A 16,733-nucleotide genomic window follows, 5' to 3' on the forward strand; every position below is an offset into this window, starting at 1 on the left:
GTGCTCTGAACAGCACCTACACAGACAGACGGAGGCAACGGTGAAGGAAGCCATGGCTCTGGAAGGGCTTATGGTCCTAGAGTTTGGTCAACTGGTGGCTGCTCCGTCAGCCGGGCGCATTTTAGCCGACTTCGGCGCTAAGGTGATCAAGGTGGAGCCGCCAGATGGCGATCCCCTGCGTCACTGGGGAGAGGGTGCTCCTGACGCCGATTCCTGGTGGTGGTATACCCAGGCGAGAAATAAACGTCTGATCAGCATCGACCTTAAGACGGTTGAAGGACGAGGAGTAGCCCGAGAGTTAGCTAAGCGCTGTGATATACTCATCGAAAACCTACTTCCAGGACGACTTGAGGCATGGCATCTCGGTTATGATCAAGTGGTCGCCGAGAACCCTTCCATCATCTACGCGAGTATCTCAGGATTCGGCCAATCGGGACCGTATCGGGACCGGGCCGGATTTGGAAATATTGCCGAGTCGATGGGCGGCATCAGATATATAACCGGTTTTCCTGATCGCCCTCCCCTGCGAACGGGGGTCTCTGTTGGCGATGAGTTAGCCGCACTTCAGGCGGTCATCGGCATTCTAACCGCGCTGCATCGCCGCAATCAAGATCCCGAAGGTCACGGGGACTTCGTAGATGTGGCTCTGACCGAGGCGGTACTCAGCATCACTGAGGGGTTGTTGCCGGAGTACCTCAATGCGGGACTCGTCCAAGAACGCACTGGAAACCAGCTCCTCCGCGCGGCCCCATCTAACATATACCCAACTGCCGACGAGAGGTGGATCGCCATCGGAGCGAACACTCTCGGTACTTTTGGGAAGTTGGCAGAGGCCATGGGCCGACCAGACCTGAAAGCCGATGCTCGGCTTTCAACCAATGAGGGCCGTGTCGAACAGGTTGAAAAGTTGGACGCAGATATCGCCAAGTGGACGCAACAGCACGAGCTTCATACCCTAGTTAATCTGTTAGCCGAGTTCGGAGTACCCGCTGGTCCTGTTATGGATGCCGAGCAGATCGCAGAAGACCCCCAAATCCAGGATCGTGACATGATCCAATACGTGTCGATTGAGGACGGTGAAAGGGTTGGAATGCTCAATGTTGTACCAAGGTTGACGAATACTCCAGGCCAGGTTCGGTGGGCGGGCGGAAGGGTTGGACAACACACCAACGCAGTGCTGAGCGAGGTTCTCGAGTACCCTCCGGATGTTATCGATCACCTCCGCGCCGTTGGCGCGGTCAGGTAACGGGTTTGTGCAATGGGAAAGTGGTATATCACAGCGGAACTCTCTTACCTTCACGGAGAGCCGTATAGGAACGAGAGTTCTTACATTGAGGGCGACGACCTGGGAGAACGAGAGCTTCACCTAGATCCAGATTGCCTACTATGGCCAGGTTTCGTCGACTTCAACACACATCTGGCATCCGATGGTGAACGCAATCTCGGCCTTCATCCCAGCGATCTAATATGTTTTGGTGTCTCTGGGGCTGCCGATATAGGTACACTCGGATGCGACTACATCTCTACGGTGAGCACAACAGTGATGAACTTTCCCCGTAAGCAATGCATCTCACTGTTGCCTCAGGGGCTGATAGCCCATCCGATCCCTCCTCGCCACCAAGGCATGATACCGGAGGCAGGGGAGCAAATCCATCAGGTGTGCCAACCCTCGGGAGGAGACGTTCTCGGCATTAAGATCCGGCCTGGTCAGTACGGCCGCCGCGACGACCGGGCGCTCCTAGCCGGCGGTGTTTGTGCCGCGGACAGTCTTGGAGTGCGACTCATGGTGCACTTCACCGACACCTTCCTCCTGTTGGCGTCGATTGTCGCCGCGCTGCAGCCGAGAGATGTCCTTACCCGCGTCTTTCATGGCCTCTTGGGGCCAATTCTGGTCAACGACTACTCTGATTCGGCTATCGCTGATGCTGTCTTTCGCGGAATCGTGTCGGATGTCGGTCACAGATCCACCCACATTTTCCGGTCAGCATTCCAACGGGTACGGGCCGAGATTTGCTGGCAGACATGATGAGCATCGACATCACGCGACATACTCTCAAACAGGCTCCGGCTTTTTGCCCCGCTGTTTCCTGTTCAAAGGCTGAAACTGTGGGTCTTGACTGGTACAAGATCTGTCGGTCAAGCGTCGCAAAGCACTCCGGTTTATCGGGCTTGAAATGGCTACGAGAGTCGCTGCGGTACTGCAACTACGCTGCGATTCGGTGGCATTGGGAGATTCGCATGCCAAATTGATAGAGGGCGCGTAGGTGGAATCCGGTAGTTGTGATCTAAGGGGGGTCGTCTGAGTTGGTAAGCAACATAGAGGGAGGTAGCCAATGACGGAAGCTCTTGTAATTACAGATGTGACGCCACGCGACGGGTTGCAGGATGCGACTGGTTTTGTCCCGATAGAGGATAAGGTCGCCTTGGTCGAAGGCTTGGTATCGTCAGGCTTTACACACATAGAAGTAACTTCGTTTATGCATCCGCTCCGAATCCCCATGCTTCCCGATGGCGACCTGCTCGTCCCGCGCGTGGCGCAACTGTCTCAGTACCTAGTGGCGTTGGCGCCTAATATCAGGGGTGTCGAACGCGCCGTCGCCGCGGGTGTTCCAGCTGTAATGTTGGTCGCCTCGGCAAGCGAGAGTCATAATCAGGCCAATCTCAATCGTTCGAGAACAGAGACGATAGCGATACTGGCTGAGGCGGCGCACTACGCGCATTCGCAGGGACTCCGTGTACACGGAGCCATAAGCACCGCCTTTGAGTGCCCATTTGAAGGCTCGGTTCCTGTAGCCCAGGTGGCGGAGATGGCGGAAGCTTATCAACAGATGGGTATAGAGACGTTGAATCTCGCAGATACCCTAGGCACCGCCACGCCGAGGATGGTAAAGGAGCGGATCCGAGTGGTGCGGGAGGTGACAGATGCCGCTATACCGTTGGGGTTGCATCTCCATGACCGACAGGGATGGGCACTCGCCAACGTCGCGATGGCCTATGAATGGGATGTCCGCCACTTCGAATCTGCACTCGGCGGTCTCGGTGGATGCCCCTATGCCCCGGGGGCAGCTGGGAACATAGATACGGAAAGGCTTGTGGCGTTCTTCGAGGCTCAGGGAATAGATACAGGCGTTGATCTCGATGGGCTAGCCTCCCTTCGCCGACAGCTTCTTAGCGTCATCGCAAAGCGTCTTCCTGCACCAGAAAAGGAGGCCTCATGAATTGAAACTGCGTCAATAACCACGAATGTTGATTCAATAGGTAAGGGGCAATGGTCATCAAGCGCAATGCCACTCGGCTAAGGCGTTTATTTGCCAAATGTAGTCCATCTCGTGAGTCGGTTAAGTCTAAGTGTTGGATGACGGGTGGTGATAGTCAGTGTAAGGCAGCGCCTCTTACTCCAATTAATGACTCGGCCATCGACTACCGAACATAAACATGAAAGGTACAAGCATGAGCACTGAAGCTGATCCATCTGCTACCACAAGTAACATCTCCGGACGCCTCGAACGATTACCCTTTAGCAGTTTTCATAAAAGATTCATCGCGATGATAGCAACGGGAGAGTTTGTCGAAACGCTAATGCTTCTTGGCAACGGTGTGGTCTTAGTATTAATTGCGTCTACGTTACACTTTTCGAAGAATATAGCTACCACTGTAGTGCCCGACGCATTTTTCGTCGGAGAGTTTGTCGGTGCCATTGGTTCTGGGTATATCGCTGACAAATATGGCCGTAAGAAGATATTCTTTTACGACTTGTTGATTTTCGGCCTCGCGATGATTGCGGCTGGATTTGCGAGTTCCGCCTACTTGATTGGAGCGCTGTTCTTCATCTCCGGAATCGGTGTCGGTGGCGAGTTTGCGGCTGGCGATACGTATACGGCAGAGATGATGCCTGCACAGACACGTGGCAGAGGTATCGCGGTTATCTATACCATAGCCGTTCTCGCAGGACCGATCCTTGCCGGTCTCGGTTATTTGCTCTCCCACCATATCGCTGGTTCTGAGTCGTGGAGGATCCTTTTGTGGTTTATGGGTGGTGCGGCGCTTATTGGCTGGATTATTCGCCTCAAGGTCCCCGAGTCGCCACGCTGGTTAGAGAGTCACGGCCATCGTGCCGAAGCAGATGCGGCTATGACTGCAATTGAAGACGAAGTTATGAAGCACGAAGGTCTAACCTCCTTGCCCCCTGTGAAATCTATGCCGCCAGTAAAGACCCATAAGCTACGTTATCGCGATATCTTTGCGCCAGATGTTAGGCGCAAGACGATAATGATGCTTGTATTCGAGTTCTTTCAGTCCGGAATATTCTATGGATTCACAACGCTGGCACCAACGTTCCTGTTTTTAAAGGGTGTGACACTTGTTACCACACTCCTATTTACGATGATCATTTATTCAGGATTCTTTGTCGGGAGTGTGTTTAGTATCTTTATCATTGACAAAGTGGAACGTAAGTGGGGTATCGTTGCTACTGCTCTCATAGCGGGCGTGCTAGGAGTTTTCTTCGCGGTGATAACGAATGTTGTTATCGTAGTGATTCTGGGTTTCGTAATCTGTTTCGACCTCTGGAATTTCTCGAATTTCCTTCATGCCTACCAGGGTGAAATCTTCCCTACAAAGGTGAGATCGACCGCTGCTGGTGCCGTTTACGGCGTGAGTCGGATTTCGACTGCTATCCTTGTCCTTTTCATTACTGACTTGATTCTTCCTCACGGTCTCGTAGTCACATTTAGCGTCATCTGGGTGTTCGTGCTGATTGTAGTAATCGATATTGCGATCTTCGGGCCGAAGGCCTCCAGGTTGGCGGTTGAGGAAATCGTTAGATAGAACAGCGTTCTAACTCTATGCCTAAAACACAGGGTGGGAAACCGCCCTGTGCGTTAGGCTTTCTTCTCGAGGGTGTCAGGTTAATCTGCTTGTCGAGTCTCAGCAGAGTGGAATATCTACGCCGCCGCGATACAGCGGCCTATGACGGCGCGTACTTGCAAGGTTCTCAAATGGCGAGTCTCCTCGTAACTCCTCCAAGCGGAGGATCCGAGGTTTAGATACGTTCTTTTCTTGGACCTCGGAATAGACGGGGCTCGTGCTGATCAATGACGAGGGCGAGCGCGAGATGCGCGCATAGTTTGTGTGCTTCTTCTTGGATTGGCTGCTGCTAGTATCCCTGATCAGAAATGCCTTATTGAAGGAATTTCTGAGAAGGACACTAGGTTTTCTAGCGTGCGGATCTCAGCATTAAGTTCCCTCACGACGCACCCCATCGGAGTTCCAGACATCACGCCCGGCTTCAAGTGCACTCATTGCTGGTGTCGCGACGACAGTGACAAACTTTGCAGTAGAGGAGCGTGTCCCACGGCTATCGCGCTTAGCAAGGCGCTGCGTCGCTATTCTACATTGCCAAACTACCAAGGAAACCTGGCCGCTTATGCGTCTTTCTTCGCGGGCAAAGGTGTCTACACATTGACACCTACAGGCTCTGCTTACCAAGCGGCGGCAGTTGCGAAACAGCCAGTGTACTTGCACTCCCGGTACCGGATTGGCCTGCTGCCTGCTGGGTGGTGGCGTAATTGGACTGCGTAGTACCGAGATCACTCTTCTCTTGTGCGAGATCAGACGAAGTTCCCTGGACGTCTGATTGGAGTTGGCCCTTGAGCTCTCAAATAAAGGTCATGAGTTTGCATCAGCGCAGCTCAGAGCAGGTATTGTGTTCAGCAGTTGTCGAGAACATTCATGGTTGTTCAGAATTCCGTGACATTTTCTGTGACACAAATTGGTAGCCAAGTCGGTCGGAGCAAGGCTATCGACTATCCGGGTTGGACACAGCTAATGCTGCTCAGCAGCAAGACGGTTCGGCATATGTCTAGCGTCCACCATAACTGGTCGCTTCTGAAGTCGGATAGGTTCGACGAGGGCTGGTGAGGTCTCGAGCGAAGGTCTCGTGGTTGTGCTTGGCGACGGGATCTGACTCTCCACTGCGATATGGGATGAGTTCTAGACTCGAGTTACCAACAGGTGCGAAGCATGTAACACGACCGGTGAGAACCCCGGGGAAATTTGCGCTCAACCGGTTGTACGGACTTTTAGCCGGGGTGTTAACGGTCACTGAAAACTGCATGCTCACGGACACCTTAATTGCACGGTGACGGTCACCAGTTTTGCACGGTTGAAGGCGGTGTGAGGTGGAGTGAAAGCCTGTGGAGGGTCGTCTGAGGGTGATACTGCCAGTGGCATGAGATGGTGCAGGGGTTGATGGCTGATCCGAGAATGAGGGTGATTGAGATGTAGTAGTGAGTGCACACATGTCTACAGAACCAAGGCATCGCTGGGTCGTTGCCCAGAATGGCTACAAGTTATCTAGTTCGGGATCCCGTGCGGCGATCAGGTTAGCATTCACCAACACCGCCTACACCCGAACCCATCTCAGGCTCCTCATGCGAGACCACTTCAATTGCAACACGGTACTGGCAATGCGACTCCTGCCGTCGCGTCAGCGTTCAAAGAGAATACACATACGATTTCCCTGGTGATCAGTGGTAGTGAGATTTCGGATAGGATGCGTGTTCGGGGAGAATTCTTGGTCATACGATTGACGCCCAACTGTTCATCGACGCTCACAATTAGGCCAAGGATCTACGAGGTAGGGTTCTGTTGCCGAACACCATCTTCCACTCTGATCTCGGTTCACAATACACAAGTGACCTGTTCAGGGAGGTTCTTCGTCTCTAAGAGATGCGACAATTAATGGGAACGATTGGAGATTGCCTCTTAACCGGCTAATGCCATGGTCGAGGCACTTTGGGCGTCACTCAAAAAAGAGCTCGTCTATCGCACAAGTTTTACCACACGAGAGGAGGCAAGGACCGAAATCTTTGATTGGATCAAGTGGTACAACAAGACTCGTCGACACTCGATGCTCCAGTGTCGACGAGTCTTCTCTTGTCTAGTTTTCTGATCTTCTATTTGAGTTGGGAATGAATCCCCTTGTGGTCTCTTGGAGGGCGTCACACTCTAATCTGTGACATTTTTATAAATCAGCTCTGGGAGTCATTGGAGCAATATGGCCTCTGAGCTGGGATAATGAGCGCGCTCGGAGAGATTCGAACTCCCAACCTTCTGATCCGTAGTCAGATGCTCTATCCGTTGAGCTACGAGCGCTAGCAGGAAACATACTAGTTTACAGGTCAGCAGGCTGGGTCGATGTTCTGGAGGTAACAGGGTCAGGAATCTGAAATTCGCTTAGAGATTTGATTTGGATCGATGTGCCCATCGTTACTCAGAGATCAGATACCGATGGGTTTGTGGCTGAGAGCTGAAATCGATAGACCTCTAATCGGTCTGCTGTTCGTCGATGATGTGGAGGGTAGCACCCATCCACGGCGTACCATGGATGGGTGACAGAGCAAACCTCCTCGTCTATTTTTGAGATTCAAACGACTACTGATGAACTTTCGGCAAGCCTTGTGATCCGCGATCGGCTGGTTGAGTCGAACCTCACTCCTTGCGTGAAGATACAGCCTGGATGTCAGTCGACGTATTTCTGGGAAGGTGCTTGGCGAAACGCGCAAGAGTACGTCCTTACCGCACTTGTGCCTGAAGCACATCTTGAACAGCTTGTTTCTATCATCAAGTCGGCACACAACTACACCAATCCCGAGATCATCGCCAGGCGGTTGACCGTTTTATCAAGTGAGTACGCTAGCTGGATCCATGACAGTCTCGCCGAGCTCCAGGCGAGTCAATCATGAGTCTTGATGATGACAGAATGCAACTATGTCTGACTCTCGCTACCGAGGCATACCAACTCGATGAGGTTCCAGTTGGAGCCATAGTTGTGGTCGACGGAGAGGTGATTGCAAAGGCGCATAACCAAACTGTCGTTTCTCGCTCTGCACTCGCTCATGCAGAGCTACTCGCTCTCCAACAGGCCCTGTCCCAAGTCGGAGACCGATACCTATCGACGGCAGAAGTGTACGTGACGTTAGAGCCGTGTGCTATGTGCGCGGGAGCCCTACTGCTCGCTCGTGTCAACCGACTGGTCTTTGCTGCCCGCGATCCGAAGGCCGGCGCCTGTGGGTCGCTCTACAACCTATGTGTGGACCCTCGTCTTAACCATGAGATCGAGGTGACCCCTGATGTTCTCGCTGAGGAAGCGGGCGTACTTTTGCAAAGCTTCTTTCAACGGCGCAGGCCAGGCTAATTTCCCATAAACTGATGACGGCTCGGAGGGATGCGAGAGTGGCCGAATCGGGCGGTCTCGAAAACCGCTGTACCCGCAAGGGTACCGTGGGTTCAAATCCCACTCCCTCCGCCACCTGTTTAGTCGGCAGGGCGGGAGTTTTGGCCGTTGTGCTCACTGCGCTTTGTCAGCCACCGGCTTATACCCATAGCGTTGGCATGGACCCCGCTCAACGTAAGGAGTCGATCGCGAGCAGTTGGATCTAGATCTTTGAGGTCGGGCACGAACGCCTCTTCTAGCGCCGTCTCTATCTCACGCCCATCCATCATGGCAGCTTCGGCAACCCTGCACCAGTCGCGCAGCAGATCCTTGCCTTCATCAAGAATGTCGACCGCATTGGCGAACCGCCCATAGTGGGCGAAGGCAAGATGCGATGGAGAACGCGATTTCATCGCCTCCAGACTCTGTGTTGCCAAGGGGAGATCGAAATCGGGGGGCGGGGTAGCGGGCCAGAGGACGCCGACCTCTGGTAATTTCACACCAACAGCATCTCCACAGAACATCGTCCCCGTCGGCTCATGCCAAAGTGATAGATGATGCTTCGCGTGACCGGGCGTCATTAACGCCTCCAGATGTAAGCCTTTCGTGACTTCGATGGTGTCTCCCTCTTCAACTGCGATGATCCGGTCCGCTGGGGTTGGATCCAGGCGGCCATAGAGCGAATCGAGCAACGGTCCATAGACCATTGAAGCCGAGTTGATCAGACGCGAAGGGTCAGCGAGATGGCGAGCACCACTGGGGTGAACGTAGACTTTTGCCTTCGGAAATACCCGAGCGATGTCTCCTACCCCTCCCGCGTGGTCGAGATGGATATGCGTCAGTACAACGGCAGCTAAGTCTGAGGGGCTTATGCCGAGACTTTGTAACTCAGCGATCAGAAGAGGAGCGCTGCTTTGCGAGCCGGTTTCGATGAGAACAGGACTCTCCCCGGTAACTAGATAGCCAGCGGTGATGTGTTCCCAGCCGCCGAGTTGTGTATCGATTTCAACGATGTTGTCTGCGATGAGTTCCGTCATACCTCGCAAGCCTAGCTCTCGTCAGAAGCACCTGTCTAGGGGACGCACCCTTCGGTGGATACTTTGTGTTGTGGTGTAGTGAGCGCTGTATGCACTTCTTGGGCAACAGCTGGAGCAGCGAGCGCAAATCCGACATAGTTGTTGGTGGTCGATCGAGAGAACACTACACCAAGCACCTGTCCTGCAGAGTTGACCAGGGGACCCCCGGAGTTACCGGGGCGTACAATTGCATCGATCTCATAGACCAGACGAGTGGTCAAGCCCTGATTGTAGATATCTCGTCCTGTGGCGTCAAAGCCTGCCATGATCCCAGCAGATCCATATGTAAGCGGGCCCCCCTCAGGATAACCAAGCACGACGGCCTGAGTGCTTCGAGGTTGGACCTGGGTATCGAAATGCAACACGGGTGCGTTGAGGCCCGGCACCTTCAATACTGCGAGGTCCAGGTGTGGGTTGTACCAGATAACCGTAGCCGCTAGCTGTGAGCCATTTTGAATCACGTAGGTATTGGATTCGCCGGCTACAACGTGTGCGTTGGTGGCAACGTAACCAGGTGCGACGACAAAGGCTGAGCCTTCCTGGATTTCAGAACAGGCGAGACCCTCCACCTTTAGCACCGATGCAGAAACTTTCGATTCGATCGCCTTCACCTCAGCCGAAGACGGCAGCGCCACAGGACCGGCAAGCGCTGGTGGAATGGAGGCGAAAACTGGTGGAAAGCCAGCTGTCGAGAACAGTGCGTCGACCTGAGAAAAGACGCTAGGGGCTGGAGGTAGGACATTGTCAAGCGACTGGACGATCCTGGAACCGGAGACTTCTGAGGACAGGGCTTGAAAGGGAGCATTCAGCGCCAGGGCGGCTACGATCCAGACGATCAGCAGGGTGGCGATGATAGAGACCACGACGCCCACGCCTGCATCGATTTTCCCAAGATGGAAGCGATCAAGTTTACCGCTGAGCCGATTGCCGAGGCTTCGCCCAAGGGCCGATGTGATCGACGCAAGTCCAAAAAGAATAACGAGTGAGACGAAGGTTCGTATGATGCCCGCTGGCAGCGGAGCTGCGGCGTAGGGTGCGATCACGGCGCCAGCTAGGAGACCAACCCAAAACCCGATGTAGGAGCCGAGTTGAATGGTTGCACCGACCTTCAAACCTCTAGCGGCTGAGAACGCAACGAGCGCGAGGATTACGAGATCCACGAGGTTAAAGCCGAATATGGAAGCTAACAACGGAGCGGACACCTACCGTTTAACCTCGACACAGACATTCACACCGAATCAGTGTAGGTTCCCAACTCCCCAAAACAACTGAAATGACCATTACTTTGCTTTATAGCTCGTGTTAGTGGACTCTGCTTTACCTGCTATCGAGTTTCAACAGTTGCCAAACGGACAACGTAGTTGAAGTTGTGCACGACGCAACGAACTGATCGGCTGTCCGGCGTCATACTCTATGATGAAATGACCACGGGTCAATGGGGTCCCTTCCGCTGCACAATACGAGAGAGGATCACCAGGTGATACCCAATACCCTTCCGCCCCTCTACCCACAAGGTCTAGAGCACGATGCCTGCGGTATCGCATTTCTTGCCGATCTCCGCGGACAAGGCTCACACAAGCTAATTCAGATGGGCCTCGGAGCGCTCGTCAATCTGGAACATCGAGGTGCAAAAGGTTCGGATCCCGATACCGGAGATGGAGCGGGAATTCTTATTCAAAACCCCGATGGGTTTTGGAGGCGCGAACGTGAGCTACCGCCTCGGGGTAGTTACGTCACTGGTCTCCTCTTCATAGACGGCGACCGAGCAGAGTTGTTGCGCCAGTTGACCGATCTTCTAGCTGAGTGCAACTGGAGCATTGTTGGTACTCGCGATGTCCCCAGAAACAGCCAAATCCTTGGTGCCGGCTCGCGATCGTGTGAGCCCGACATAGTGCAACTCTTTTTGGCGGATTACAGAGGTGCTGTTGGGGATCAACTCGAACGCGCTGCATGGCTGCTTCGCCGCAAAATTGAGATAGAGATTCCACAGCTCTACTTCCCGTCGTTGTCTGGCAAGACCTTTATCTACAAGGGTATGTTGTCGGCTCCTCAAGTTGAGGAGTACTTTCTTGATCTGCAAAATGAAGAATTATCGTCTGGAATTGTGTTGGTGCACTCGCGTTTTTCAACCAACACTTTCCCGTCTTGGAGACTCGCGCAGCCTTTTCGGATGATCGCCCACAATGGTGAGATCAACACCATCGATGGCAATCGCAATTGGATGCGAGCTCGTGAATCGCTGCTGGCCTCTCCTTTGGTTGAAGGAGAAATCACGGACGCCTTTCCTTTGGTGGACGCGGCCGAGTCCGACTCCGCATCGCTCGATGGCGTCTTCGAGATGTTGGCGCTCCACGGTCGATCACTACCTCATGCAATCATGATGATGATCCCCGAGGCGTGGGAGGCAAACTCCTCGATGCCGGCTGACGTACGCGACTTCTACAGGTTCCACTCCTCGCTAATGGAGCCTTGGGATGGTCCGGCGGCGGTAGTCTTCACCGATGGTGAGATGGTGGGTGGAGTCCTTGACCGCAATGGCCTACGCCCAGCACGCTATTGGGTGACCGATGAAGGAATCGTCGTGCTCGCCTCTGAGGTTGGAGTTATTGACATCCCACCCTCATCGGTGGTTGCTCGCGGAAGGCTTGAGCCGGGCAGGATTTTCCTTGTCGATACGGTCAAGGGGGCGATCCTTGATGATGCGGAGGTCAAGGAATCGCTGGCGACTATGCGACCTTGGGGTGAATGGTTAAAGGAGCATCAGGTTGCCTTGGGGACATTGCCGCCACGGTACATGTTGGTGCCCCAACATGGATCAGTTGTGCAACGACAGCAACTTTTTGGCTATACCGAAGAGGAACTACGTCTTATCATAACCCCGATGGCCACTCAGGGTCAGGAACCTATAGGTTCCATGGGGTCGGACACGCCGTTGGCAGCACGTTCTCGGCTCCCGCGGCCACTATTTGATTTCTTCTATCAGCGTTTTGCACAGGTGACCAATCCACCACTTGATGCCATTCGAGAGGAGCTGGTGACCTCCTACGAGGGAGTTATTGGTCCTGAGGCGAATCTCCTTGAGCCTGGACCTAAGTCAGTACGACAGATCCGTCTCCCTCATCCTGTGATCGACAACGATGAGCTTGCGAAGCTGATGTACATCAACGAAGACGGTGAGTATCCGGACCTTAACGCGAAGGTTATAGACATCCTCTATCCAGTAGGTGAGGGGGCTGAAGGTCTACGTAAGGCGCTAGCTGATGTCAGGATGTCCGCTGAGGCTGCTATTCGAGACGGGTTCGCAGTTGTCATTCTCTCTGACCGCCATGCGGACTGGGAAAATGCTCCAATACCATCGCTGCTCGCGGTCTCAGCAATCCATCACCACCTAGTTCGTACGAAACTTCGTACACAAGCTGGTTTGGTGATCGAATGCGGGGATGCTAGAGAGGTTCATCATTTCGCTGCCCTCATCAGCTTTGGAGCTGCTGCGGTGAACCCTTATCTGGCCTTTGATTCGATCGTTGATCTCATTCGCGAAGGGGTACTACCTGACGTGTCGCCACGTGTGGCAGTACGCAACTATGTGAAGGCGGCAACCAAGGGAATCATCAAGGTGATGTCGAAGATGGGGATCTCCACGATCGGGTCTTATACCGGAGCACAAGTCTTCGAGATCTATGGACTCAGTCGTGAGCTGGTTGACGAGTATTTCCCTGGGGCACGTTCGCCGATTGGAGGCGCTACTCTTGTCGAGATCGCTGACGCAGTAGCTGCTCATCATCACCGAGCCTACACTCAACATCCGGAAGAGTTCATCCATCAGAGTCTCGATACCGGCGGCCAGTATCAGTGGCGCCGCGACGGTGAATATCACCTCTTCAACCCCGAGACCGTCTTTTTATTGCAGCATTCGACTCGTAAACGTCGTCTTGATGTCTTCCGGCGGTATACGGCACTGGTGGATGACCTTGGCCGAAGGGCGAACACCCTGCGTGGGCTCCTAGAGTTCCGCACAGAGGGTTTGCAGCCGATCTCAGTCGACGAAGTGGAGTCAGCGGAGTCGATTATAAGTCGATTCTCGACTGGGGCGATGTCCTATGGATCGATCTCTCAGGAGGCTCATGAGACGCTTGCAATAGCTATGAACCGTCTGGGAGCTCGGTCAAACACCGGTGAAGGAGGGGAGGATCCGGAGCGGTCGGTTCCATCGTCAGATGGTACTGATCGACGCTCCAAGATCCGCCAAATCGCCTCAGGCCGTTTCGGTGTCTCGATCGATTTCCTGAGTGCAGCGGACGATATCCAGATCAAGATGGCTCAAGGGGCGAAGCCTGGCGAAGGCGGGCAGCTGCCCGGTGAAAAGGTCTACCCCTGGATAGCCAAGACGAGAAACTCGACCCCTGGAGTGGGGCTGATCTCACCACCACCTCATCACGATATCTATTCGATTGAGGATCTCGCTCAGCTAATCTACGACCTCAAGTCTGCCAATCCGCGGGCTCGGATCCATGTCAAACTCGTCTCCGAGGTAGGGGTGGGGACGGTTGCTGCGGGTGTGGTAAAAGCACATGCCGATGTCGTGCTCATCTCTGGTGGAGATGGAGGAACCGGAGCCGCGCCGCTCAATTCCCTGAAGCATGCAGGTGGACCTTGGGAACTTGGTTTGGCAGAGACGGTCCAGACACTCGTTCTAAATGGTCTGCGTGATAGAGTCGTGGTGCAGGTCGATGGCCAGCTCAAGACAGGCCGAGATGTTATGGTAGCCGCACTTTTAGGAGCTGAGGAGTATGGGTTTGCAACTGCCCCTCTAGTCGTATCAGGCTGCATCATGATGCGTGTCTGCCATCTCGATACCTGTCCCGTCGGCATCGCTACCCAGAATCCGGAATTGCGAAGTAAGTTCACTGGCAAGCCAGAGTTTGTTGAGACGTTTTTTGAGTACATCGCACAGGAGGTGCGCGAGTACCTTGCCAAGCTTGGTCTGCGCTCGCTTGATGAGGCGATCGGACGAGCAGATCTGCTAGAGCCGCTCGATCTTCCAGCAGCACAGCTCTTGGGTCTTGATCGACTTACCTATGCCAAAGAGGGTGCACCGCGCCGATACCGAGTCGGATCTCGCCAGGACATCCTCGCAAGCAGCCTTAACTCTCAGATTGTCGAGGCGGTAGAACCGCGACTCGATAAACCGGCACCTATTCGTTTGCTCTACAAGATCAGCAATACCGATCGGGCCGTCGGTGCAACCTTGGGTGATCTCATCACTCGACGCTATGGTTCCGATTTTCTTCCACCCGATGCAGTTTCATTGACCTTCGATGGATCCGCTGGACAAAGTTTTGGCGCTTTTGTCCCTCCTGGGGTGACTATGCAGCTTCGCGGCGACGCGAACGACTACGTAGGCAAGGGCCTTTCAGGTGGTCGCCTCATCGTCGCACCCCCGATGACAGTTGGAGTCACTGCGGAGAAGGCTGTGGTCATTGGTAACGTCGCGCTCTATGGGGCGACCAAGGGAGAACTATTCGTGCATGGGCGAGCGGGAGAGCGCTTCGCAGTCCGAAACTCAGGTGCGACAGCGGTCGTCGAAGGTGTTGGTGATCATGGATGCGAGTACATGACGGGAGGGGTGGTAGTGATTCTGGGATCCATCGGACGTAACTTCGCAGCTGGCATGTCGGGAGGTTTGGCCTTTATCTGGGATCCAACGGGCCGAACAGGAGACAGGGTAAATCAAGAGATGGTCGACCTCGATCCCATCGACGAGGAGCAACAGTCGTTGCTAAAGGAGTTACTCGAGCGTCATGTGAACTACACCGGGTCGGCAAAGGCGGCGTCAGTATTGGCAGCAGAGAGTAGATGGATTCGTAATTTCGTGTGTATCTATCCGAAGGACCTGAAACGAGTCGTTCTCCAGGATCGAGCCCATCGCCGCCAAGGTGCTCGTTACTCGATCACAACATCAGATCGGGGGTACTGATGGCGGCAGATCCACGAGGCTTTCTCAAGTTCTCCCGCCAGAATCCCGAGCGACGCCCAGTTCAGGTGCGTTTACGAGATTGGAAGGAGGTCTACAAAGAATCCGACCTATCAGAACAGGTAGTTCAGGCGCAACGATGTATGGATTGTGGCATTCCCTTCTGTCATCGGGGGTGCCCATTGGGGAACCTAATTCCAGAGTGGAATGAACTTGTCGGCAGGGATCGATGGGCGAGCGCCACTGAACGACTACACGCCACCAATAACTTTCCCGAATTCACCGGGCGCCTCTGTCCAGCACCGTGCGAAACGGCCTGCGTTCTTGCCTTGAACAGGGATGCGGTTACCATCGAATACATAGAAAAGTCGATCAGTGAAGTGGCCTTTGCTCATGACTGGGTGAAACCAATCAAGGCAACGCATCAGACTGGCCATAACGTAGCGATCGTAGGATCTGGGCCGGCAGGACTGGCGGCTGCTCAACAGCTTGTACGTGCTGGACATGCGGTGACTGTCTTCGAACGAGCCGACCGCATAGGTGGGTTGCTGCGTTACGGGATACCGGAGTTCAAGATGGAGAAGGCGATTCTTGATCGCCGACTTGGACAGCTAACCGAGGAAGGTATCGAGTTTCGTCCCAACACCACCATCGGGATCGACTTGACGCTAGATCAACTCAAGGCTGACTACGACGCAGTGGTGCTCGCATTGGGTTCTACTCGACCTCGCCTGGCTGAGCTTCCAGGCAGCGACGGGCACGGTATTCTACCGGCGATGGACTTCCTGCCTCATGCCACTCGTGCTCTCCATGATCGATCGTTTACGCCACCGGTTACAGCGACTGACAAGCGCGTGGTGATCCTCGGAGGTGGTGATACTGGCGCTGACTGCTTGGGTACCGTCCTCCGCCAAGGAGCGAGTGAGGTGGTGCAGCTAGAGATCATGCCGCGACCAGCGGACAGTCGTCCCGAGACCGCTCCGTGGCCAATGTACCCTCCACTTTTTCGTATCTCGTCCGCCCATGAAGAGGGAGGCGATCGAATGTTTGCCCGAGAGACTGTTCGATTTGAACTCGATTCATCAGGTCAAGTTGTCGCACTCGTAATGGCCGAGGTGGCACTCGACGAGGATGGCAAGCTCCAGCGAGTTGCTAACTCTGAAGAACGCATAGAAGCGGACCTAGTTTTGTTGGCTATGGGATTCGTTGGACCTGACCTGTCGATGTTCGACCTGGAGCAGCGTCCGACTGTCTCTGGGCGAGGGACGATTAGTGTTGATGAACACTTTCGTACCTCGACAGAGGGAGTTTTTGCTGCAGGTGACGCGCGTCGTGGGCAGTCGCTGATCGTGTGGGCAATCGCGGAGGGTAGGTCTGTTGCTCATCATGTCGATGCGTACCTCATGGGCAATAGCGACCTCGGATGTCCTGTCGCACCTGATAGCGCTGCGCTGGCTATCATGTAGGT

At 54.2% G+C, this 16,733-nt stretch carries 11 protein-coding genes and 2 tRNA genes; 10 read left to right on the forward strand and 3 right to left on the reverse strand.

Features of this window, described 5'->3' with window-relative positions; all coding sequences use genetic code 11:
- The first annotated feature begins 40 nt into the window (after nt 1–40).
- The 5 genes from FEAC_RS05160 (at nt 41) to FEAC_RS16330 (ending at nt 6,952) form a co-directional block, all read left to right on the forward strand.
- The gene (locus tag FEAC_RS05160) at nt 41–1,246 is read left to right on the forward strand and encodes a CaiB/BaiF CoA transferase family protein (RefSeq protein ID WP_201773851.1); all 1,206 of its coding nucleotides are present in this window, start codon (nt 41–43) and stop codon (nt 1,244–1,246) included.
- Nucleotides 1,247–1,258: 12 nt separating this feature from the next.
- Nucleotides 1,259–2,026, forward strand: coding sequence for an amidohydrolase family protein (locus tag FEAC_RS05165; RefSeq protein WP_035388868.1), 768 nt, complete (start codon nt 1,259–1,261; stop codon nt 2,024–2,026).
- Between the two features lie 307 nt (nt 2,027–2,333).
- Nucleotides 2,334–3,218, forward strand: coding sequence for a hydroxymethylglutaryl-CoA lyase (locus tag FEAC_RS05170; RefSeq protein WP_035388867.1), 885 nt, complete (start codon nt 2,334–2,336; stop codon nt 3,216–3,218).
- 232 nt (nt 3,219–3,450) lie between these two features.
- Entirely contained in the window at nt 3,451–4,827 is a 1,377-nt protein-coding gene (locus FEAC_RS05175) for an MFS transporter (protein ID WP_052565669.1), read from the forward strand.
- Nucleotides 4,828–6,781: 1,954 nt separating this feature from the next.
- Nucleotides 6,782–6,952, forward strand: coding sequence for an IS3 family transposase (locus FEAC_RS16330; RefSeq protein ID WP_081901005.1), 171 nt, complete (start codon nt 6,782–6,784; stop codon nt 6,950–6,952).
- Between the two features lie 130 nt (nt 6,953–7,082).
- Here the strand turns inward: FEAC_RS16330 and FEAC_RS05185 are convergent.
- Nucleotides 7,083–7,155: transfer RNA gene (locus FEAC_RS05185), tRNA-Arg, on the reverse strand.
- A 236-nt stretch (nt 7,156–7,391) separates the two neighbouring features.
- On the opposite strand from FEAC_RS05185, the gene cutA reads away from it, so the two are divergent.
- The 3 genes from cutA (at nt 7,392) to FEAC_RS05200 (ending at nt 8,311) form a co-directional block, all read left to right on the forward strand.
- A complete protein-coding gene (gene cutA, locus FEAC_RS05190; RefSeq protein WP_052565671.1) occupies nt 7,392–7,745 on the forward strand; it encodes a divalent-cation tolerance protein CutA in 354 nt (117 codons plus the stop codon).
- Complete coding sequence (gene tadA, locus FEAC_RS05195; protein WP_035388865.1) at nt 7,742–8,197, forward strand: tRNA adenosine(34) deaminase TadA; 456 nt, start codon at nt 7,742–7,744, stop codon at nt 8,195–8,197. The genes cutA and tadA overlap by 4 nt, the downstream gene beginning before the upstream one ends.
- A gap of 24 nt (nt 8,198–8,221) precedes the next feature.
- Nucleotides 8,222–8,311: transfer RNA gene (locus FEAC_RS05200), tRNA-Ser, on the forward strand.
- Between the two features lie 5 nt (nt 8,312–8,316).
- On the opposite strand, the gene FEAC_RS05205 is transcribed toward FEAC_RS05200, so the two are convergent.
- Both FEAC_RS05205 and FEAC_RS05210 read right to left on the reverse strand, forming a co-directional pair.
- Nucleotides 8,317–9,252 carry an MBL fold metallo-hydrolase gene (locus tag FEAC_RS05205; RefSeq protein ID WP_035388864.1) on the reverse strand — a complete coding sequence of 312 codons (936 nt, stop codon included), beginning with the start codon at nt 9,250–9,252 and terminating at the stop codon, nt 8,317–8,319.
- A gap of 35 nt (nt 9,253–9,287) precedes the next feature.
- Entirely contained in the window at nt 9,288–10,493 is a 1,206-nt protein-coding gene (locus FEAC_RS05210) for a MarP family serine protease (RefSeq protein ID WP_052565672.1), read from the reverse strand.
- Nucleotides 10,494–10,768: 275 nt separating this feature from the next.
- Here FEAC_RS05210 and gltB point away from each other — a divergent pair, with 275 nt between their 5' ends.
- Together gltB and FEAC_RS05220 are read left to right on the forward strand one after the other, a co-directional pair.
- Nucleotides 10,769–15,268 (forward strand): glutamate synthase large subunit, encoded by a 4,500-nt coding sequence (gene gltB, locus FEAC_RS05215; RefSeq protein WP_236684607.1) that lies wholly within the window; start codon nt 10,769–10,771, stop codon nt 15,266–15,268.
- Complete coding sequence (locus tag FEAC_RS05220; RefSeq protein ID WP_035388863.1) at nt 15,268–16,731, forward strand: glutamate synthase subunit beta; 1,464 nt, start codon at nt 15,268–15,270, stop codon at nt 16,729–16,731. Before gltB ends, FEAC_RS05220 begins: the two co-directional genes overlap by 1 nt.
- Nucleotides 16,732–16,733 lie beyond the last annotated feature (2 nt).

The sequence above is a fragment of the Ferrimicrobium acidiphilum DSM 19497 genome (assembly GCF_000949255.1).
Classification (GTDB): Bacteria; Actinomycetota; Acidimicrobiia; order Acidimicrobiales; family Acidimicrobiaceae; genus Ferrimicrobium; species Ferrimicrobium acidiphilum.